At 60.5% G+C, this 21910-nt stretch carries 18 protein-coding genes; 8 read left to right on the top strand and 10 right to left on the bottom strand.

What is annotated here, in order from left to right:
• The first annotated feature begins 21 nt into the window (after positions 1-21).
• The 3 genes from phoP to L2I46_RS14430 all read left to right on the top strand — a co-directional run bounded on the left by phoP (position 22) and on the right by L2I46_RS14430 (position 3366).
• Positions 22-693 (top strand): two-component system response regulator PhoP, encoded by a 672-nt coding sequence (gene phoP / locus L2I46_RS14440; protein ID WP_004206636.1) that lies wholly within the window; start codon positions 22-24, stop codon positions 691-693.
• Entirely contained in the window at positions 693-2159 is a 1467-nt protein-coding gene (gene phoQ / locus L2I46_RS14435; protein ID WP_004206635.1) for a two-component system sensor histidine kinase PhoQ, read from the top strand. Before phoP ends, phoQ begins: the two co-directional genes overlap by 1 nt.
• 85 nt (positions 2160-2244) lie before the next feature.
• Complete coding sequence (locus L2I46_RS14430) at positions 2245-3366, top strand: ribosomal protein uL16 3-hydroxylase (RefSeq protein ID WP_004206634.1); 1122 nt, start codon at positions 2245-2247, stop codon at positions 3364-3366.
• A 375-nt stretch (positions 3367-3741) separates the two neighbouring features.
• Here the strand turns inward: L2I46_RS14430 and pepT are convergent, their stop codons facing one another.
• Positions 3742-4974, bottom strand: coding sequence for a peptidase T (gene pepT / locus L2I46_RS14425; RefSeq protein WP_023289160.1), 1233 nt, complete (start codon positions 4972-4974; stop codon positions 3742-3744).
• Between the two features lie 257 nt (positions 4975-5231).
• Here pepT and potA point away from each other — a divergent pair, with 257 nt between their 5' ends.
• From potA to potD, 4 genes are read left to right on the top strand one after another with little or no spacing between them, the layout of a single operon-like run.
• Positions 5232-6368 carry a spermidine/putrescine ABC transporter ATP-binding protein PotA gene (potA, locus tag L2I46_RS14420; protein WP_017898964.1) on the top strand — a complete coding sequence of 379 codons (1137 nt, stop codon included), beginning with the start codon at positions 5232-5234 and terminating at the stop codon, positions 6366-6368.
• Entirely contained in the window at positions 6352-7209 is an 858-nt protein-coding gene (gene potB, locus L2I46_RS14415) for a spermidine/putrescine ABC transporter permease PotB (protein ID WP_004150812.1), read from the top strand. Before potA ends, potB begins: the two co-directional genes overlap by 17 nt.
• Complete coding sequence (gene potC, locus L2I46_RS14410; protein WP_004150813.1) at positions 7206-7991, top strand: spermidine/putrescine ABC transporter permease PotC; 786 nt, start codon at positions 7206-7208, stop codon at positions 7989-7991. Before potB ends, potC begins: the two co-directional genes overlap by 4 nt.
• Positions 7988-9034: a spermidine/putrescine ABC transporter substrate-binding protein PotD gene (gene potD / locus L2I46_RS14405; protein WP_023289157.1), complete on the top strand. Its 1047-nt coding sequence runs from the start codon at positions 7988-7990 to the stop codon at positions 9032-9034. The genes potC and potD overlap by 4 nt, the downstream gene beginning before the upstream one ends.
• 45 nt (positions 9035-9079) lie before the next feature.
• On the opposite strand, the gene L2I46_RS14400 is transcribed toward potD, so the two are convergent.
• From L2I46_RS14400 to L2I46_RS14360, 9 genes are all read right to left on the bottom strand, one after another.
• Positions 9080-10804 carry an aldehyde dehydrogenase family protein gene (locus L2I46_RS14400; protein ID WP_236947967.1) on the bottom strand — a complete coding sequence of 575 codons (1725 nt, stop codon included), beginning with the start codon at positions 10802-10804 and terminating at the stop codon, positions 9080-9082.
• A complete protein-coding gene (locus tag L2I46_RS14395) occupies positions 10801-12429 on the bottom strand; it encodes a long-chain fatty acid--CoA ligase (RefSeq protein WP_044522103.1) in 1629 nt (542 codons plus the stop codon). Before L2I46_RS14395 ends, L2I46_RS14400 begins: the two co-directional genes overlap by 4 nt.
• Before the next feature lie 283 nt (positions 12430-12712).
• Positions 12713-13057: a hypothetical protein gene (locus L2I46_RS14390; protein WP_236947966.1), complete on the bottom strand. Its 345-nt coding sequence runs from the start codon at positions 13055-13057 to the stop codon at positions 12713-12715.
• 90 nt (positions 13058-13147) lie between these two features.
• Complete coding sequence (gene cobB / locus L2I46_RS14385) at positions 13148-13978, bottom strand: Sir2 family NAD+-dependent deacetylase (protein ID WP_017898959.1); 831 nt, start codon at positions 13976-13978, stop codon at positions 13148-13150.
• A 14-nt stretch (positions 13979-13992) separates the two neighbouring features.
• The gene (gene nagK, locus L2I46_RS14380; RefSeq protein WP_044522096.1) at positions 13993-14904 is read right to left on the bottom strand and encodes an N-acetylglucosamine kinase; all 912 of its coding nucleotides are present in this window, start codon (positions 14902-14904) and stop codon (positions 13993-13995) included.
• Between the two features lie 48 nt (positions 14905-14952).
• Entirely contained in the window at positions 14953-16197 is a 1245-nt protein-coding gene (gene lolE, locus L2I46_RS14375; protein ID WP_023289152.1) for a lipoprotein-releasing ABC transporter permease subunit LolE, read from the bottom strand.
• Positions 16197-16898 (bottom strand): lipoprotein-releasing ABC transporter ATP-binding protein LolD, encoded by a 702-nt coding sequence (gene lolD / locus L2I46_RS14370; RefSeq protein WP_032452447.1) that lies wholly within the window; start codon positions 16896-16898, stop codon positions 16197-16199. The genes lolE and lolD overlap by 1 nt, the downstream gene beginning before the upstream one ends.
• Positions 16891-18090 (bottom strand): lipoprotein-releasing ABC transporter permease subunit LolC, encoded by a 1200-nt coding sequence (lolC, locus tag L2I46_RS14365; RefSeq protein ID WP_236947965.1) that lies wholly within the window; start codon positions 18088-18090, stop codon positions 16891-16893. The genes lolD and lolC overlap by 8 nt, the downstream gene beginning before the upstream one ends.
• A 133-nt stretch (positions 18091-18223) precedes the next feature.
• Complete coding sequence (locus L2I46_RS14360; protein WP_032428740.1) at positions 18224-18355, bottom strand: hypothetical protein; 132 nt, start codon at positions 18353-18355, stop codon at positions 18224-18226.
• Positions 18356-18394: 39 nt separating this feature from the next.
• Here L2I46_RS14360 and mfd point away from each other — a divergent pair, with 39 nt between their 5' ends.
• A complete protein-coding gene (mfd, locus tag L2I46_RS14355) occupies positions 18395-21841 on the top strand; it encodes a transcription-repair coupling factor (protein ID WP_032452446.1) in 3447 nt (1148 codons plus the stop codon).
• The last annotated feature ends 69 nt before the right edge of the window (positions 21842-21910 follow it).

The raw sequence follows: 21910 nt of genomic DNA, 5'->3' as shown, positions 1-21910 counted from the left end.
AAATTGCAAGGGAGAACAGCCATGCGCGTACTCGTGGTTGAGGATAATGCCCTGCTGCGTCACCACCTCAAAGTTCAGCTACAGGAGCTGGGCCATCAGGTCGATGCCGCAGAGGATGCCAAGGAAGCGGATTACTATCTGGGCGAACATCTCCCGGATATCGCCATCGTCGATCTCGGTCTGCCGGACGAAGATGGATTATCGTTGATCCGCCGCTGGCGCAGCCACGACGTGTCACTGCCGGTGCTGGTGCTTACCGCCCGCGAAGGTTGGCAGGATAAAGTCGAAGTGCTGAGCGCCGGGGCGGATGATTACGTCACCAAGCCTTTCCATATTGAAGAGGTTGCCGCCCGCATGCAGGCGCTGCTGCGCCGCAACAGCGGCCTGGCCTCGCAGGTGATCTCTCTGCCGCCGTTCCAGGTCGACCTCTCCCGGCGCGAGCTGTCGGTGAACGACCAGCCGATCAAGCTGACGGCTTTTGAGTACACCATTATGGAAACCCTGATCCGCAATCGCGGCAAAGTGGTCAGTAAGGATTCGCTGATGCTCCAGCTTTACCCGGATGCCGAACTGCGTGAAAGCCATACCATCGACGTGCTGATGGGCCGGCTGCGTAAGAAAATTCAGGCTGAATACCCGCAGGACGTCATCACTACGGTGCGCGGCCAGGGCTATCTGTTCGAACTGCGCTGATGAAGGGACTGTTGCGGCATATTTTCCCGCTGTCGTTACGGGTTCGCTTCCTGCTGGCGACCGCCGGGGTGGTGCTGGTGCTCTCCCTGGCTTATGGCATGGTGGCGCTGGTGGGCTACAGCGTCAGCTTCGATAAAACCACCTTCCGTCTGCTGCGCGGCGAGAGCAATCTCTTTTATATGCTGGCCAAATGGGAGAACGGCGCCATTGACGTCGATATCCCGGAAAATCTGAATATGGAAAGCCCGACGGTGACCCTTATTTACGATGAGAAGGGCAAACTGCTGTGGGCGCAGCGCGATGTCCCCTGGCTGACAAAACGCATTCAACCGGATTGGCTGAAACGCAATGGCTTCCATGAAATTGAAGCCGATGTCGACAGCAGCAGTATGCTGTTGCGCAATAACCATGAGGTTCAGGAACAGCTGGACGCCATCCGCGAACAGGGCGACGATTCGGAGATGACCCACTCGGTGGCGATCAACTTCTACCCGGCCACCAGCAAAATGCCCCAGCTCAGTATCGTGGTGGTCGACACCATCCCGGTGGAGCTCAAGCGCAGCTATATGGTGTGGAGCTGGTTTATCTACGTGCTGGCCGCCAACCTGTTGCTGGTGATCCCCCTCCTGTGGGTCGCCGCCTGGTGGAGCCTGCGCCCCATCGAGTCGCTGGCCAAAGAGGTGCGCGAGCTGGAGGAACATCACCGCGAGAAGCTCAATCCCAACACCACCCGCGAGCTGACCCGGCTGGTCAGCAACCTTAACCGGCTGGTTCGCAGCGAGCGTGAACGCTATGACAAATACCGCACCACCCTCACCGATCTTACCCACAGCCTGAAAACGCCGCTGGCGGTGATGCAGAGCACGTTGCGCTCGCTGCGCGGCGAGAAGATCAGCGTCGACGAGGCGGAGCCGGTGATGCTGGAGCAGATCAGCCGTATTTCGCAGCAGATTGGTTACTATCTGCATCGCGCCAGCATGCGCAGCGGCGGCACCTTGCTGAGCCGGGAGCTGCACCCGATCGCCCCCCTGCTCGACAGCCTGACCTCCGCCCTCAATAAGGTTTATCAGCGCAAGGGGGTCAATATCTCGCTCGACATCTCGCCGGAGATCAGTTTTGTCGGCGAGCAGAACGATTTTATGGAAGTGATGGGTAACGTTCTCGATAACGCCTGTAAGTACTGTCTGGAGTTCGTGGAGGTTTCCGTGCGCCAGACCACCGACAGCCATCTGCACATTCTGGTGGAAGACGATGGGCCGGGGATCCCGCCGAGCCAGCGCCGCGCTGTCTTCGACCGCGGTCAGCGGGCGGATACTCTGCGTCCCGGCCAGGGGGTGGGGCTCTCCGTCGCCCGGGAAATCGTCGAACAATATGACGGGGAGATCATCGCCGGCGAGAGCCTGCTCGGCGGCGCCTGCATGGAGGTGGTGTTTGGCCGCCAGCTGATGGAAGATAAAGAGAGTTAATCGTTGAGTTTTTTCACGGCGCCTGCATCGCCGGGGCGCCGCATCCGTTATAATCCCTGTCAGACACCTGCAGTGGAATATCAATATGGATTATCAATTAACGCTTAACTGGCCCGACTTTATCGAACGCTACTGGCAAAAACGGCCGGTGGTATTGAAGCGCGGCTTCGCCAATTTTATCGACCCGCTGAGCCCGGACGAACTGGCTGGACTGGCCATGGAGAGCGAGGTCGATAGCCGCCTTGTCAGCCATCAGGATGGAAAATGGCAGGTCAGTCACGGTCCCTTCGAAAGCTACGATCACCTGAGCGAAAACAACTGGTCCCTGCTGGTACAGGCGGTCAACCACTGGCATGAGCCGTCGGCGGCGCTGATGCACCCGTTCCGCGCCCTGCCGGACTGGCGTATCGACGACCTGATGATCTCCTTCTCCGTACCGGGCGGCGGCGTCGGCCCGCATCTGGATCAGTATGATGTGTTTATCATCCAGGGCACTGGCCGTCGGCGCTGGCGCGTCGGGGAAAAAGTGCCGATGAAACAGCACTGCCCGCATCCGGACCTGCTGCAGGTTGACCCCTTCGAGGCGATCATCGATGAAGAGATGGAGCCGGGCGATATTCTCTATATTCCGCCAGGATTCCCGCATGAGGGATATTCGCTGGAAAATTCGCTGAACTATTCGGTCGGCTATCGCGCGCCGAATGCCCGCGAGCTGTTCAGCGGCTTTGCCGACTACGTTCTCCAGCGCGAACTGGGCAGCCAGCGCTACGCCGATCCGGACGTGCCTTCCCGCGACCATCCGGCGGATATTTTACCGGCCGAACTCGACCGCCTGCGCGAGATGATGCTGGGGCTGATTAACCAACCGGAGCACTTTAAGCAGTGGTTCGGCGAGTTTATCACTCAGTCGCGTCATGAGCTCGACGTCGCGCCGCCGGAGCCGCCGTATCAGCCCGATGAAATTTACGATGCCCTGCAGCAGGGCGATACCCTGGAACGCTTGGGCGGCCTGCGGGTGCTGCGCATTGACGGCGAGGTGTTCGTCAATGGCGAGAAGATCAACTCTCCGCACCGCCCGGCGCTGGACGCCTTAGCCACCCACCTGACGCTGCGTGCAGACCATTTTGGCGATGCGCTGGAAGATCCCTCTTTCCTCGCCATGCTGGCGGCGCTGGTCAACAGCGGCTACTGGTTCTTTGGCGACTGAGTGCCATCCTGCCCGGCGGCGCTGCGCTTGCCGGGCCTACGGGTTCCGCGGTCACCGGTTGGACCGTAGGCCGGATAAGGCGTTAGCCGCCATCCGGCACGAAGACAGGCACCCGCTCTGCTGTTGACCGCCCGGCGGCGCTGCGCTTGCCGGGCCTACGGGTTCCGCGGTCACCGGTTGGACCGTAGGCCGGATAAGGCGCAGCCGCCATCCGGCACGAAGACAAGTACCCGCTCTGCTGTTGACCGCCCGGCGGCGCTGCGCTTGCCGGGCCTACGGGGTCAGCAGTCACCGGTTGGACCGTAGGCCGGATAAGGCGCAGCCGCCATCCGGCGTCTTGTCCGACACGCGGCCCTACCGGGCTGCCTGAGAAGATTAATGCCCTTTTCGTGCCGCCGTCAGCTCGGCGATACGCACGATCACCTGCACCGCTTTCTCCATCCCTTCCAGGGTGACAAACTCATGTTTGCCGTGATAGTTGTAGCCGCCGGTAAACAGGTTCGGGCATGGCAGTCCCATAAACGAGAGCTGCGCCCCGTCGGTACCGCCGCGGATCGGCTTCATCTGCGGTTCGATATCGCAGTCCACCATGGCCTGGCGGGCAATATCGACCACGTGCGGATGGGCGATCACCTGCTCATGCATATTGTAATAACTGTCCTCGATCACCAGCTCGATATAGCAGTCCGGGTGCAGCCCCTTGCCCACCTTTTTGGCGATCTCCATCATCTTGCGCTTGCGCGCCTCGAAGTGCTTACGGTCAAAATCGCGGATGATGTAGTGCATCTCGGCCCGATCGACGCTGCCTTTGATGCTGGTGAGATGATAAAAGCCTTCATAGCCTTCGGTAGTCTCCGGCGCCTCGTCGGCCGGCACTTCGGCATGAATCCGCGCGGCCAGCGACAGCGCGTTGACCATCACCCCTTTCGCAGTGCCGGGGTGCACGTTGTTGCCGACGATCTTAATGGTCACCGAGGCGGCATTGAAGTTTTCAAACTCCAGTTCGCCGACCCCGCCGCCGTCAACGGTATAGGCCCAGCGGGCGTCAAAGGCCTCGACGTCGAAATGTTTCGCCCCTTTTCCGACCTCTTCATCGGGGGTGAAGGCCACGCGGATATCGCCGTGGGGGATATTTTTCGCCTGCAGGGTCGCCAGCGCGGTCATGATCTCGGCGATGCCGGCCTTATCGTCCGCCCCCAGCAGCGTTTTCCCGTCGGTGGTGATCAGCGTCTGCCCCAAAAGCTGATGGAGAACCGGGAACATCACCGGGGAGAGCACCTCATCGCCGATACCCAGCGCAATATCGCCGCCGCGATAGTTTTCGACAATCTGCGGGTTAACGTTTTTGCCGCTGAAATCCGGGGAGGTGTCGACGTGAGAGATAAAGCCGATGGCCGGGATATCGCCCTCGACGTTGGCAGGCAGGGTTCCCATTACCGTCCCTTTTTCACTCAGCGTTACCTTGACCAGTCCCATTTCTTCCAGCTGCGCCTGCAACAGGCGTAACAGCTTCCACTGCCCTTCCGTGCTGGGGACCTGACGAACGCCAGGCTTCGACTGCGTGTCCAAAGAAACGTACTGCAAAAAACGCTCAAGCAATTTATCCATGTAGCCACCCTCTTCTTTTGTGACAACATTATTGATAAGCCAGAAAAGACAAATATTGCGTCAGGTCATTCTTAGCCCGTAAAGCGAAATTTAATAACGGAACCGACGTTATGGTGTAAAGGTAGACTATGCAGGCGTATCAAGGATTGGCGATTACCCTCGTTTGCCGTAGAATGCTGGCCCTTATTAAAAACGTGCAACCCCAAAGGTGGTTAATCACAAACCCCGCAGCGGTCGGAAGTTTCCGTTGCGTCTACATGGGACAGAGTCAAAAATTGAATATACAACCGCGTTCGCGTTCGCCGCTGGTGCAACTGGCGGGAATTCGCAAAAGCTTTGATGGTAAAACGGTCATCGATAACCTTAACCTGACCATCAACAATGGTGAGTTTCTCACCCTGCTTGGCCCCTCTGGCTGCGGTAAAACCACCGTTCTGCGCCTTATCGCCGGCCTGGAAAACGTCGACAGCGGACGGATCCATCTCGAAGATCACGATATCACTCATGTTCCGGCGGAAAACCGCCACGTTAATACCGTATTCCAAAGCTACGCCCTGTTTCCGCATATGACGGTGTTCGAGAACGTCGCCTTCGGCCTGCGCATGCAGAAAACCCCGGCGGCGGAAATCACTCCGCGGGTGATGGATGCCTTAAAGATGGTGCAGCTGGAGGCGTTTGCCCAGCGCAAACCGCACCAGCTCTCCGGCGGCCAGCAGCAGCGCGTGGCCATCGCCCGCGCGGTGGTCAACAAACCGCGCCTGCTGCTGCTCGATGAGTCCCTTTCGGCGCTGGATTACAAGCTGCGTAAGCAGATGCAGAACGAACTGAAAGCGCTGCAGCGTAAGCTCGGCATCACCTTCGTCTTCGTCACTCACGACCAGGAAGAGGCCCTGACCATGTCCGATCGCATCGTGGTGATGCGTGATGGCAAAATCGAACAGGACGGCACCCCGCGCGAGATCTACGAAGAGCCAAAAAACCTGTTCGTCGCCAGCTTTATCGGCGAGATTAATATCTTCGACGCCACGGTCATTGAACGCCTCGACGAACAGCGCGTGCGGGCCAGCGTGGAAGGGCGTGAATGCAACATCACCGTCAATTTTGCGGTGGAGGCCGGCCAGCGTCTGCATGTCCTGCTGCGCCCGGAAGATCTGCGCGTCGATGAGATCCACCACAACAGCGACGCCGACGGCCTGATCGGCTATGTGCGCGAGCGCAACTATAAGGGCATGACTCTCGAGTCGGTGGTGGAGCTGGAAAACGGCAAAATGGTGATGGTCAGCGAATTCTTTAACGAAGACGACCCGGATTTCGACCACTCTCTTGACCAGAAAATGTCTATCAATTGGGTGGAGAGCTGGGAGGTGGTGCTGGCCGATGAAGAACACCAGTAAATTCCAGAATGTGGTGATCGCCACCATCGTCGGTTGGCTGGTGCTGTTTGTCTTTCTGCCCAACCTGATGATCATCGCCACCAGCTTCCTGACCCGCGACGACGCTAACTTCGTCAAGCTGGTCTTCACGCTGGACAACTACTCGCGGCTGCTGGATCCGCTCTATTACGACGTGCTGCTGCATTCGCTGAACATGGCGCTGCTGGCGACCCTCGCCTGCCTGGCGCTGGGCTACCCGTTTGCGTGGTTCCTTGCCCGGCTGCCGCAGAAGGTGCGGCCCCTGCTGCTGTTCCTGCTGATCGTTCCCTTCTGGACCAACTCGTTGATCCGCATCTACGGGCTGAAGATTTTCCTCAGCACCAAAGGCTACCTGAACGAGTTTCTCCTGTGGCTGGGAGTGATCGACACGCCGATACGCATTATGTTCACCCCGTCGGCGGTGATTATCGGCCTGGTGTACATCCTGCTGCCGTTTATGGTGATGCCGCTCTACTCCAGCATTGAGAAACTGGATCGGCCGCTGCTGGAAGCGGCGAAAGATCTCGGCGCCAGCAAGCTGCAGACGTTTATCCGCATCATCATTCCGCTGACCATGCCGGGGATCATCGCCGGCTGCCTGCTGGTCATGTTGCCGGCGATGGGGCTGTTCTACGTTTCCGACCTGATGGGCGGCGCCAAGAACCTGCTGATCGGCAATGTGATCAAGAGCCAGTTCCTCAATATTCGCGACTGGCCGTTCGGCGCGGCAACCAGCATTACCTTAACCCTGGTGATGGGCCTGATGCTGTTGATTTACTGGCGCGCGGCGCGCCTGCTGAATAAAAAGGTGGAGCTGGAATGATCGGTCGACTGCTGCGCGGCGGCTTTATGACCGCCATCTACGCGTATCTCTACATCCCTATTATTATTCTGATCGTTAACTCGTTTAACCGGTCGCGTTTCGGCATCAACTGGCAGGGGTTCACCACCGACTGGTATAGTCTGCTGATGAACAACGATAGCCTGCTGCAGGCCGCCCAGCACTCGCTGACCATGGCGGTGCTGTCGGCGACCTTCGCCACCCTTATCGGCTCGCTAACCGCCGTGGCGCTGTACCGCTACCGTTTTCGCGGCAAACCGTTCGTTAGCGGCATGCTGTTTGTGGTGATGATGTCGCCCGATATTGTCATGGCCATCTCCCTGCTGGTGCTGTTTATGCTGATTGGCGTCCAGCTTGGCTTCTGGTCGCTGCTGTTTTCGCATATCACCTTTTGCCTGCCGTTTGTGGTGGTCACCGTTTACTCCCGGCTGAAAGGCTTTGATGTGCGGATGCTGGAGGCGGCGAAAGATCTGGGCGCCAGCGAGATGACCATCCTGCGCAAAATTATCCTGCCGCTGGCCCTGCCGGCGGTGGCGGCCGGGTGGCTGCTGAGCTTCACGCTGTCGATGGATGACGTGGTGGTCTCCTCGTTCGTCACCGGTCCGGGGTATGAAATCCTGCCGCTGAAGATCTATTCGATGGTCAAGGTCGGCGTTTCGCCAGAGGTGAACGCTCTGGCAACGATACTGTTGGTTCTGTCGCTGGTGATGGTCATCGCCAGTCAGTTAATTGCACGTGATAAAACTCAGGGGACGTTAAAATGAAAAAATGGTCACGCCACCTGCTCGCGGCGGGCGCTCTGGCAATCGGCATGAGCGCCGCCCACGCGGACGACAGCAAAACGCTCTACTTCTACAACTGGACCGAATATGTGCCGCCGGGCCTGCTGGAGCAATTCACCAAAGAGACCGGCATCAAGGTTATCTACTCGACCTACGAGTCGAACGAAACCATGTACGCCAAGCTCAAGACCTATAAAGACGGGGCGTACGACCTGGTCGTCCCGTCGACCTACTTCGTCGACAAGATGCGTAAAGAAGGCATGCTGCAGAAGATCGATAAGAGCAAGCTGACTAACTTCAGCAACCTCGATCCGCAGATGCTGAACAAACCGTTCGACCCGAATAACGACTACTCCATCCCCTACATCTGGGGGGCGACGGCCATCGGCGTCAACAGCGACGCTATCGATCCGAAAACCGTCACCAGCTGGGCCGACCTGTGGAAGCCGGAATACAAAAGCAGCCTGCTGCTGACCGACGACGCGCGCGAAGTGTTCCAGATAGCGCTGCGTAAGCTGGGCTATTCCGGCAACACGACCGACCCGAAAGAGATTGAAGCCGCCTATAACGAGCTGAAAAAACTGATGCCCAACGTCGCGGCGTTTAACTCCGATAACCCGGCGAACCCGTATATGGAAGGCGAAGTGAACCTCGGCATGGTATGGAACGGTTCGGCTTACGTCGCCCGCCAGGCCGGTACGCCGCTGGAAGTGATCTGGCCGAAAGAAGGCGGCATCTTCTGGATGGACAGCCTGTCGATCCCGGCAAATGCGAAAAACGTCGACGGCGCGCTGAAGCTGATTAACTTCCTGCTACGCCCGGATGTCGCCAAGCAGGTCGCGGAAACCATCGGCTACCCCACGCCAAACCTGGCGGCGCGCAAAATGCTCAGCCCGGCCGTGGCCAACGATAAATCGCTCTATCCGGACGCCGCCACCATCGAGAAAGGCGAATGGCAAAATGACGTCGGCAGCGCCAGCGCTATTTATGAAGAGTATTACCAGAAGCTGAAAGCGGGCCGCTAATCCCGCAGGGCGGAACCGCGGTTCCGCCCTTTTTTTGCTCTCACTTTAGCCCCTCAGCGCGCACCAGAGGATCGCCGGCAGCTTGCGCCAGCGCGGCCGATGGTAAAAATCCACTAGCCGCTGCGCCACCGCTTCCTGCCCCCGGTGAGTAATAAACCAGGGCGGCAGGGGCATCAGCGTCAGTTCGCCATGCCACAGACTGCGCGGAAACGGCCGAAACGGCGCCTCAATCACCGTGCGCTCGGTTTTCTCCAGCATAAAGCTGTTATGCACCTTGCCCTGCCCGCTCTGAATATCGTCGAGCCTGTGGCCGGGAAACGCCCCCCACGGGCAGGGAGCTAACAGGAAGGCCACCCCGCTCCAGCAGTTGATCGCCACCGTGCCGTAGCGCAGCTCGGCGATCAGCGCGTTAAAACGCTTACGCCCAATCGCCTTGCGGGTGCGCGGGTGGATCACAATATTGGCCCCCAGCGTGCCCTGCAGCCGCTGATTGGCATAGCCGATCGCCTGGCGCAAAAAGCTTTCCGCGCTGTCGGCCTCAAGGCGGGTGATCGACAGCCCCGGGCCAAAGACCTCCTGCTGGCAGAAGTCCGGATCATCCTCGGAGTTCGCCACAATCAACGGCAGCGCGTCGCCGCGGGCTATCTCCAGCGGCTGACGGGCGCGCAGGCGAAAGTCAGTCAGCCGGTTTTCCGCGCCGGGGTAATAGTCCGGACGGGTATTGGCGGCGATCAGCCGGTACAGCTGATTAAGCAGGGCCGACGCCGGCTCCCAGCCCTGCTGCAGGATCAGCACCTGGCTGGCCACGCAGTTAAACCCGCCATTGTTCATCTTCTGCGTCGCCAGCTGCTGCGCCTGAAAAGCGATATCCGCCTCGCTCCACGGACCGGGGACGATAATGGTAGGGCTGACGCCGCCCAGCTCCGAGGTCACCCGTCGCGGGTTCAGCGGCGTCCCGGCGGCCCGACGCTGGCGAGCCGCCTCACCGTCGCCCCAGACGATAGCGTCATGGCTCTCCCGCGAGCCGGTGATATGGATCTCATCGACAGCGGGATGGATGGTCAGCCACGCCCCCGCCTGGGCATCGCCGGTGACGATGCGGAGCGCATCCATGGCGATCAGCGGCGCCAGAGCCTGAGCCAGCAGATCGTGCAGATAATCATTCACCGGGTTGAGCTTCAGCAGGCAGACTTGATTTTCAATAAACAGTTTGTGTAATACGTCCAGCGGCGCGATAGCGGCCACATTCCCGGCGCCGAGCACCAGCGCCAGCTTGCCCTGCCGCGCGGCCGGCGGGATATCGTATGCGGCTGCTGCGCAGCGATCGAGATTGGCCCGGGTGACCCCCGGCTGCATCCAAATTTCAGCGCGAACACCAGACAGCAACAGTCGATCCCAGAGCGTGCCGGGCACCACCCGCAGCGCCAGGCGGCCGTCCGCCAGCGTCCGCAGCGGGATCCGCCGGAGGAAGGTTTTCTCCTCCAGCTGCTCCAGGGTGGCGATAAGCCCGTTGCAGCCGACCATCAGCGCGCAGGGGCCTGCCAGCCACTCTTCGCCCGTCAGCGGATCGCCTGGCGGTAGTCCTTTGGCCCTCGCCGCCGCCTCCACCCACGCAGGAGCAATTGAAGCCAGGGCATCCTTGATCTGGCGCAGGAGCGCCAGACGACGATTCACTGAGGTCTCCGCCCAGCGCTGGCGCGCCGCCGACAAGGCGTGCAGCGCTGCGTCATACTGAGAGCAGGTCGTCAGACCGGGTCGCGCGTGGCTCATTTTCCCTCACTCATTAAAATCTCTCCATAGGCCTGGCGCAGCTGATTCTTGAGCACCTTGCCCGTGGCGCTGACCGGTAGCGCATCGACAAATATCACCCGGTCCGGGATCTGCCATTTGGGCACCCGTTTCTCAAACCAGGCCAGCAGATCGCTCTCTTCCACTTCGCCCCCTTCCACGCGAACGCACAGCAGCACCGGCCGCTCGTCCCAGCGCGGGTGGCGGGCGGCGATGGCCGCCGCGCTGCGCACCGCCTGATGCGCGATGGCGATATTCTCCAGCTCAACGGTGGAGATCCACTCGCCGCCGGACTTGATGATATCCTTTGCCCGATCGCTGATCACCAGATAACCATTGGCGTCGAGCGTACCGATATCGCCGGTATCAAACCAGCCTGCCGCGGTCAGGGCGCTTTCGTCCTGGCCATAGTACTGCTCCACCACCCAGTGCCCTCTGACCTGCAGATATCCCTGACTTTGGCCGTCCATCGGCAGTGGGTCGCCCTCGACATCCACCACCTGTAGCTCGATGCCAAAAATAGGCCGCCCCTGACCGGTACGCTGTTTTTGCTGCTCCGGCGCCGGGAGTGCGTCATGTTTGCTCAACAGCGTGTTAATGGTGCCGATGGGCGATGTTTCGGTCATTCCCCAGGCGTGGATCAGCGTAATGCCGTAATCGTGCTGAAAGGCCTCCATCATCGACGGTGGCAGCGCGGAGCCCCCGACAAACGCACGTTTAAAATCAGGCAGCCGCATGTCCGACCGCCGCATCGCCGCCAACAGACCGGCCCAGATCACCGGCACGCCGAACGCCACCGTCACCTTCTCGGCGGCCAGCAGCTGCAGCAGGCTGTCGCCATCGAGGTGCGGCCCCGGTAGCACCAGCCGCGCGCCGACCATGGCGGCGATAAACGGCGTCCCCCACGCGTTGACATGGAACATCGGCACCACCGGCAACAGGCTATCCCTGGCCGAGATCCCGGCGGCGTCCGGCTGATTGCCGCTCAGGGCATGCAGGACCAGCGAACGATGGGTATTCAACACCCCTTTCGGTCGGCCGGTGGTCCCCGAGGTGTAGCAGAGCGAGGCCGGCGTCAGTTCATTGAGCGGCGGCCAGCGATAGTCTGCCATCCCCTGCTGCAACAGTTCGTCAAAAAACAGCAATGAGGGCAGCTGGCTGAGCGCCGCTTCGCTGCGGGGCGCCATCAGCACGACGTGTTTCACCGTCGGCAGCTGCGGCAGGAGCTGCGCCACCAGCGGCAAAAAGGTCTGGTCAAAGAACAGCACCTCGTCGGCAGCGTCGTTGAGGATATACCGCAGATGGTCAACCGACAGCCGCGGATTGACGGTGTGCGTCACCCAGCCGCCGGAGGCGACGGCAAAATAGATCTCCAGGTGGCGGCGATTGTTCCATGCGAGGGTGGCGCAGCGGGCGCCCGGCGGCAGCCCCAGCGACGCCAGCGCCGATGCCAGCCGCTGAGCGCGGCTGGCCACTTCCCCCCAGCTGCTGCGCTCCTTCTCACCGCCGGCGCCCACCGAGACGATCTCCGTCTCGCTGTGGTATTGCGCCGCATGGCTGAGCAGCGCGGTGGTAGTGAGATCCTGATAAATCATCGGTGACGGCATGGCGGGGTCTCCTTTACAGACTTCCGGGCGGGGGAACAGGGTCGCGGCGCGAACGTGCGGACGCCTATTGAATCTGGTCTACATTTGCCGGTCTGCACAAAAAAACGTACGGAAATCAGCGGTCACGCACAAAATTATCGCGGGTAATCGCTCAGAAAGGAGAAGCCGAGAATGATATGATGAAGGGCATTGCCCGGCGCCGGTCCGGGCGATATCGCCAGAGCGACCGCCGGGGACTGACGATAGCCTGGAGTACGTGATGCGCGCTTCAGAGGAAAGCGGCTCAGCGTCGCCCGCCGTCGGGCTGGTCTTTGTCCTTCCCTTTTTTGGCTCGCCGTTGCACAAAATCTTCAATGATGCCGAAGATCCCGTTGAGGGGTTTCCACAGCACCACCAGCAGCAGCATGGGGCCGTATACCCGCACACCGCCCGTCGCGACCTGACCGGTAAACAGCAGGGCTAAGCCATCCAGCAGCAGGCACAACGCGCTGCCGGTGCCGATCAACAGGCACAGCAGGAAGAGGATCGGTCGGCTATCGGCGTATTCAGGTAGCGCACGCTGGCTCCAGACGCCAATGATAATGGCCGCGATCAAGGCGATCGATGCAATGACCAGGGGATGATGCATGGTCTGACTCCTGTCATGACGTGACATCCTTGTCAACAGCGCTGCCGGAAGCCGTGGGCGTCGCCCTGACCCCCGGCAGGCTGATTCAGTTTACAGCGCGTTTTCCTGCAGCAGCTTATCGATAAAGGCGGGTACCACTTCGCTTGCCAGCCCGTAGTGCTTTTCGGCAAACTCGCTGCCCACCTGGCTGGGCTCGAGGTTCAGTTCAACGGTATGGGCGCCGTGCAGTCGCGCCTCGTGCACAAAGCCGGCCGCCGGATAGACGTGGCCGGAGGTGCCGATGGCGATAAAGATATCCGCTTCGGCCAGCGCGCTGTAGATCTCGTCCATCCCCAGCGGCATTTCGCCAAACCAGACCACGTGCGGACGCAGCGCCGCCGGGAACTGGCAGCAGTGGCATTTGTCCTCTGCGGTGACGTCCCCGGTCCACTCCAGCACCTGGCCGCTCCACGAACAGCGCACCTTCAGCAACTCGCCGTGCATATGGATCACCCGGCGGTTGCCGGCGCGTTCGTGCAGATTATCGATATTCTGGGTGACCAGCAGAAAATGGTCGCCCAGCAGATCCTCCAGACGCGCCAGCGCCAGATGCGCCGCGTTCGGCGCGATCTCCGGACTCTGCAGCTGACGACGGCGGGCGTTGTAGAACGCCTGCACCAGCGCCGGGTCGCGGGCGAAGCCTTCCGGCGTCGCCACATCTTCCACCCTATGCTCTTCCCACAGGCCATCGGCCGCGCGGAAAGTTTTGATCCCCGACTCCGCCGATATGCCCGCGCCGGTTAACACCACCACTCTCGGTTTGGCCATCGCTTCAGGCTTCATCCTGTCCTCCCTAAAGAAAATCCGCTGACGCAGACGGTCACGCAACTGACGTTTATTGCGACGAAAACGGCTCAATCGATGTAAACGGCGCGACTGCATAGCTACCTCTGTGGTTAATGGCTCAGATGAAGGAAGGCCGCACCGCGCATTCCCCCGGCATCGCCGTGGCGCGCGCGCTCAATGCGCGGCACCCTGGCGACCGGCAGAAGATGGCGCGGCAATCGCTGCGCCAGCCCTTCGCTAATGGCCGTAAAGTTAGATAATCCACCGCCGAGCACCAGCAAATCCGGGTCGACAATGGTCAGTATATTTCCCAGACACACCGCCAGCAGATCGAGATAGCGCTCTACATGCGCCTGGGCGCGCGGATCGTGCTGCTGCCACTGCGCCACAATCTCCGGCGAGGTAAGCGGTTGCTGATAAAAATGTTCATACAGCCAGGCGAAACCGCGGCCGGAGAGATAATTTTCAATGCAGCCCAGCTGGCCGCAGCCGCAGCGAAGAAGCGGAAAATCACGCCCGACCACCTCCAGGGCATCCACCGGCAGACGAATATGACCAAACTCGCCGGTGATATAGCTATGTCCGGTAATCGATTTACCGTTCAACACCAGGCCGCCGCCCACGCCGGTGCCGAGGATCAGCCCCATCACCAGCGGGTATTGCGTAAACTCATCGTCCCACGCTTCCGACAGCGCGAAGCAGTTGGCGTCATTATCGAGGCGCACATCGCGCCCCAGTCGCGCGCTGAGGTCGGCGCGCAGCGGCCGGCCGCTGGCGGCAGGCACGTTAGCGGCATACAGCGTGCCGTCCGCCGTTTCCGGCATCCCCGGGATACCGATCCCAACCGTCCCCTGCCGGTCGAAGCGCGCATCGGCCTCGCGGACCAGCGCCTCCACCGCCTGGAGAAAATCCTCATAACTGCTTTTCGGCGTGGCGACGCGTTTTTCCCACTGCAGCCGCCGCTCCTGATTAAATACGCCCAGCGCTATCTTGCTGCCGCCAATGTCAAATCCATAGTACATTTCAGCAATTCCTCTTGTGTCGTCAGCCAGGCCGACGATGACGATAAATTACTGGCCACTCAGCACCCTCGCCGGGTCGATACGGCTGGCGCGGCGGGCGGGATACCAGCTGGCCAGCAAACTCAGCAACAGTGCTGTCACCAGCACATAAAAGACGTCCAGCCAGTGCAGTTCAGACGGCAGGAAGTCAATAAAATAGATGTCGCCGGAGAGGAATTTATGCCCAATCAGGTATTCGATGCCGTTGATGATTGACGTCAGATTCAACGCGCAGATCACGCCGATCACCACCCCGAACAGGCTGCCTACCGATCCGGCTAATAAACCATACCACACGAAAATCGCGCGAATTAAGCCGTCTTTTGCGCCAAGCGTGCGCAGCACCGCAATATCGCCGCTTTTGTCTTTGACCGCCATCACCAGCGTCGAGACGATGTTGAAGCAGGCCACGCCGATCACCAGCACCATCGCCAGGTACATAATGGCGCGGATCATCTGGATATCGCGATACATATAGCCGTAGGTGCCAATCCAGCTCTTGATGTAGACGTAGCTGTTGGTCACCTCGCCGGCGTCGCGCACCAGCTTGTTAGCATGGAAAACGTCGGTGACCTTGATGGCGATGCCGGTCACGCTGCCGCCCATCTCCAGGTACTGCTGCGCATCCTGCATCGGGATCATGGCAAAACTATGATCGAGCTGGCCGCTCAGCTGTAAAATACCGGTCACATGCAGCCTGACGCGTTTCGGCTGCAGCAGTTGATGGTCGGCGTCGGCGTTAGGGATCATGATCGACACCCAGTCCCCCTGCTTCACGTGCAGGGCATCGGCGACGCCTTTACCCAGAATCACCTGCTGTTCGCCGGCCTTGAAGCCGGCCCACGCGTTATTCTGCACAAAGGTGGGCAGCGCGCTGAGCCGGGTTTCCTGCTGCGGGTCGACCCCTTTCACCTGGATGGCGCGCATATTGCTGCCGCTCTCCACCAGGCCGGTGAAGTTAATATAGGGCGCCGCCGCGACAATCCCCTTCACCTTCTGCACCTTCGCCAGCGCCTCCTGCCAGTTATTCCACGGCTGGTTCACGGGTTCGATTTCACCGTGCGGCACCACCGCCAGCACGCGGTGGTTCAGCTCGCGCTCAAAGCCGTTCATCGCGCTGAGACCGACGATCAGCACCGCCACCCCCAGCGCAATACCGATGGTGGAGATCACCGAGATCAGCGACACCATGCCGCCGCGCCGCCGGCCGCGGCTGAAACGCAATGCAATTAATAACGATAACGGAGAGGCCATTACTCGGCCCCCATCAGGGTCAGATCGGCGGTCAGGCGGCCATCGCGCATCTCCAGCTGGCGGCTCATCCGCTTCGCCAGCTGCAGGTCGTGGGTTACCACCAGAAACGCGGTGCGCTGCGCGAGGTTCAGTTCGCCGAGCAGCTGGAAGATGCTGTCCGCGTTGCGGGCGTCGAGGTTACCGGTCGGCTCATCCGCCAATACCAGCCGCGGCTTGTTCACCAGCGCGCGGGCAATCGCCACCCGCTGGCGTTCGCCGCCGGAGAGCTCCGACGGACGGTGATGGCTGCGGTGTTCAAGCCCGACCGCATGCAGCATCGCTTTCGCCTGACGTTCAATGTCCGCCGGCTTCTTTTTGCCAATCAGCAGCGGCATCGCCACGTTTTCCAGCGCGCTAAAGTCCGGCAGCAGATGGTGGAACTGATAGATAAAGCCCAGCTCGCGGTTGCGCAGGTCGGCGCGCGCGGCGGTAGAGAGCTTGCTCATCGGCTGGCCGGAGAAAATCACGTCGCCAGAGGTGGGCGTATCGAGGCCGCCCAGCAGATGCAGCAGGGTACTTTTGCCGGAGCCGGAGGTGCCGACGATGGCCATCATCTCGCCTTCATCAATGCTGAAGCTGACATTGTGCAGGACATCGGTTTGCACATTGCCTTCCTGATAGCGTTTGCACAGGTTGTCGCATTGCAGCAGGATCTTATTCATAACGTAAAGCCTCAGCGGGTTGAGTGGCGGCAGCGCGCCAGGAAGGGTACAACGTAGACAACAATGCCAGCGCCATCGCCACCAGGGCGATCACGACGACCTGCAGCGGCTCAATCGCCACCGGCAGCGCCGCACCGTCAAGGAAGGCGCCGATGATCGGCATTAAATTATTCAACTGGCTGGCCAGCAGCGCGCCAAGCACGGCTCCCAGCAGCGCGCCGACGATCCCGGCGCTGGCGCCCTGCACCATAAAGACGGCCATAATCTGTCGCGGCGTCAGCCCCTGGGTCTGCAGGATCGCCACTTCGCCCTGCTTCTCCATCACCATCATCCCCAGCGAGGTAATAATATTGAAGGCCGCGACGGCGACGATCAGGCTGAGCAGCAGGCCCATCATATTTTTCTCCATACGCACTGCCTGGAACAGTTCGCCCTTGCGCTCGCGCCAGTCCTGCCACTGGGTGCCCGACGGCAGCGTCTGCTGGCTGAGGGTATCCACTTGCAGCGGTTTATCCAGCCACAGGCGCCAGCCGGTGATATTCCCCAGCGGATAGCGCATCAAACGGGAAGCATCGTCGATGTTGGTCAGCATCTGATAACCATCGACTTCGCTGTTGGCGGCGAAGGTGCCGATGACTGTAAACAGACGCTGGCTCGGCACGCGTCCCATCGGCGTAAACTGGCTGGCGGAGGGGACCATCACGCGAATTTTATCGCCGCGATTCACCCCCAGCTGGCCCGCCAGCTGCTCGCCGAGAATCACGTTATATTTGCCCGCCTGCAGATCGCTCTGTTTGACGTTCACCAGGTACGGTGTCAGGGGATCGTTCTGCGCCGGGTCGATGCCCAGCATCACGCCGACCGCCACGCTGCGCGCGCTCTGCAGCACCACGTCGCCGGTGGTGATCGGCGCCACGCGGGTGACGCCCTGGAGTTTCGCCTCGCGCTCCGGCAGCTGTTGGGGATTCACCGAACCCTGTTTGGCGCTAAGAATGGCCTGGGGCATCAGCCCCAGGATGTTGTTTTGCAGTTCGCGTTCAAAGCCGTTCATCACCGACAGGACCGTCACCAGCGCCATGACGCCGAGGGTAATACCGATGGTGGAAAGCCAGGAGACGAAACGACCGAAGCGGTCGGCTGCGCGCCCGCGCATATAGTGCAGGCCGATAAAGAGTGCGGCAGGTTGGTACATGTCATCCATCTGGTTGCTGATAGCCGATTCCCGAGTATATAAGCGATTAGGGGCAGCGTAAATGACTGATACCTGACGACTTTATTAGCAATAATCCTAAAAACCAAGCAAATACAAACGGATAGATAAGTACTTACTTATTAATCTTTACGCTTATCGACAGCGCTGACCTTTCTTCACTCAACACGCGATGGCAATTCGGGTTGGCGAATCCAGACCAATCGCGGATAATCTCACTATTGAATATCAGCGAGTTGCCCTCCATATCGGCAGAGCGAATCCCTAAGAGACCATGAAACCGTCTATGCCTGAACAATATCGATACTCATTGCCGGTGAAAGCCGGTGACCAGCGCCAGCTTGGCGAGTTGACCGGCGCAGCCTGCGCCACCCTGGTGGCGGAGATGGCCGAACGCCACAAGGGCCCGGTGGTGCTGGTGGCGCCTGACATGCAAAACGCGCTGCGTCTGAACGACGAGATCAGGCAGTTCACCGACAGCCTGGTGATGGGGCTGGCGGACTGGGAAACGCTCCCTTACGACAGCTTCTCGCCGCATCAGGACATCATCTCCTCCCGTCTTGCCACCCTTTACCAGTTACCCACTATGCAGCGCGGCGTGCTGATCGTCCCGGTCAGCACGCTGATGCAGCGCGTCTGTCCGCACAGCTTCCTTCACGGCCACGCGCTGGTGATGAAAAAGGGTCAGCGCCTGTCGCGCGATGCGCTGCGCGATCAGCTCGAGGGGGCCGGCTACCGCCATGTCGATCAGGTGATGGAGCATGGCGAATACGCCACCCGCGGCGCGCTGCTCGACCTGTTCCCGATGGGCAGCGACCAGCCCTACCGCCTCGATTTCTTTGACGATGAAATCGACAGCCTGCGCCTGTTCGACGTCGACAGCCAGCGCACGCTGGAGGAAGTGGCGGCCATTAACCTGCTGCCGGCGCACGAATTCCCCACCGACCAGACCGCCATCGAGCTGTTCCGCAGTCAGTGGCGCGACCGCTTTGAGGTGAAGCGCGACGCCGAGCATATCTATCAGCAGGTCAGTAAAGGGACGCTGCCTGCCGGTATCGAATACTGGCAGCCGCTGTTCTTCAGCGAGCCGCTGCCGCCGTTATTTAGCTATTTCCCGGCCAGCACGCTGATCGTCAACACCGGCGATCTCGAGGCCAGCGCGGAGCGTTTCCAGAATGAAGCCCGCGCCCGCTTTGAAAACCGCGGAGTCGATCCGATGCGCCCGCTCCTGCCGCCGGAACTGCTGTGGCTGCGCAGCGATGAGCTGTTCAGCGAACTGAAAAAGTGGCCGCGCGTTCAGCTGAAAACCGAGCGCCTGGCCGAAAAAGCAGCGAATACCAACCTGGGCTACCAGACGCTGCCGGACCTCGCCGTCCAGGCGCAAAACAAAGCGCCGCTGGATAATCTGCGCCGCTTCCTCGACGCGTTTGCCGGTCCGGTGATTTTCTCCGTTGAAAGCGAGGGTCGCCGGGAAGCGCTGAGCGAAATGCTGGCGCGGATCAAAATTGCGCCGAAACACCTGCTGCGCCTGGAGGAAGCCACCGGCAACGGGCGCTATCTGATGATTGGCGCCGCCGAGCACGGGTTTATCGACAGTCAGCGCGGCCTGGCGCTGATTTGCGAGAGCGACCTGCTCGGCGAGCGCGTAGCGCGCCGTCGTCAGGATTCCCGTCGCACCATTAACCCTGACACGCTAATTCGCAACCTTGCCGAACTGCATATCGGCCAGCCGGTCGTTCACCTGGAACACGGCGTGGGCCGCTATGCGGGGATGACCACCCTGGAGGCGGGCGGCATCACCGGCGAATACCTGATGCTGACCTACGCCAACGATGCCAAATTATACGTTCCGGTCTCCTCCCTGCATCTTATCAGTCGCTACGCCGGCGGAGCGGAAGAGAACGCGCCCCTGCACAAGCTGGGTGGCGATGCCTGGACCCGGGCGCGGCAAAAAGCGGCCGAGAAGGTACGCGACGTAGCGGCCGAACTGCTGGATATCTACGCCCAGCGCGCGGCGAAAGCCGGGTTTGCCTTTAAACACGACCGCGAACAGTATCAGCTGTTCTGCGACGGTTTCCCGTTTGAAACCACGCCGGATCAGGCGCAGGCGATCAACGCCGTCCTCAGCGATATGTGCCAGCCGCTGGCCATGGACCGCCTGGTGTGTGGCGATGTGGGCTTCGGCAAGACCGAAGTGGCCATGCGCGCCGCCTTCCTCGCCGTGGAGAACCACAAACAGGTGGCGGTACTGGTGCCGACCACCCTGCTGGCTCAGCAGCACTATGACAACTTCCGCGATCGTTTCGCCAACTGGCCGGTACGCATCGAAATGCTCTCCCGCTTCCGCAGCGCTAAAGAGCAGGCGCAGATCCTCGAGCAGGCCGCGGAAGGCAAAATCGATATCTTGATCGGCACCCATAAGCTGCTGCAGAGCGAAGTGAAGCTGCGCGATCTGGGGCTGCTGATCGTCGACGAAGAGCACCGGTTTGGCGTGCGGCATAAAGAGCGCATCAAAGCGATGCGCGCCGATGTCGATATCCTGACCCTCACCGCCACGCCGATCCCGCGAACGCTGAACATGGCGATGAGCGGGATGCGGGATCTGTCGATCATCGCCACGCCGCCGGCGCGCCGCCTGGCGGTAAAGACCTTCGTTCGCGAATACGATGCGCTGGTCGTGCGCGAGGCGATCCTGCGTGAAACGCTGCGCGGCGGCCAGGTTTACTACCTGTTTAATGACGTCGAGAACATCCAGAAAGCCGCCGACAAGCTGGCGGAGCTGGTGCCTGAGGCGCGGATCGCCATCGGCCACGGTCAGATGCGGGAGCGCGAGCTGGAGCGGGTGATGAATGACTTCCATCACCAGCGCTTCAATGTGCTGGTGTGCACCACCATCATCGAAACCGGGATCGACATTCCCACCGCCAACACCATCATTATCGAACGCGCCGACCACTTTGGCCTCGCCCAGCTGCACCAGCTGCGCGGCCGCGTTGGCCGCTCCCATCACCAGGCCTATGCCTGGCTGCTGACACCGCATCCGAAGGCGATGACCACCGATGCGCAAAAGCGCCTCGAAGCCATTGCCTCGCTGGAAGATCTTGGCGCCGGCTTTGCGCTGGCGACCCACGATCTGGAGATCCGCGGCGCCGGGGAGCTGCTGGGCGAAGATCAGAGCGGTCAGATGGAGACCATCGGCTTCTCCCTGTATATGGAGCTGCTGGAGAATGCGGTAGATGCCCTGAAAGCCGGGCGCGAGCCGTCGCTGGAAGATCTCACCAGCCAGCAGACAGAAGTCGAACTGCGCATGCCTTCCCTGCTGCCTGATGATTTCATCCCCGACGTCAATACCCGTCTGTCGTTCTATAAGCGCATTGCCAGCGCCAAAAACGAACAGGATCTGGAGGAGATCAAAGTCGAGCTGATCGATCGTTTTGGCCGCCTGCCCGACGCCGCCCGCAATCTGCTGGATATCGCCCGTCTGCGTCAGCAAGCGCAGAAGCTGGGGATCCGTAAGCTGGAGAGCAATGAAAAAGGCGGCGTGATCGAATTTAACGAGAAAAACAACGTCAATCCGGTGTGGTTGATCGGCCTGCTGCAGAAGCAGCCGCAGCACTTCCGCCTGGACGGGCCGACGCGCCTGAAGTTCATGCAGGATCTCGAGGAGCGTAAGACGCGGATGGATTGGGTTCGCCAGTTCATGCGCCAGCTGGAAGAGAACGCCGTCGCCTGATCGCAGGGAGATACGGCCGGTACGCCGTATCTCCCTTTTCACATATCTGGCAATCTTTACAAACATTTT

This window comes from Klebsiella sp. 2019SCSN059 (assembly GCF_021739525.1).
Classification (GTDB): Bacteria; Pseudomonadota; Gammaproteobacteria; order Enterobacterales; family Enterobacteriaceae; genus Klebsiella; species Klebsiella quasipneumoniae.
The sequence above is the reverse complement of the archived record's forward strand: the minus strand, read 5'-3'. Positions and strand labels throughout refer to the sequence as shown.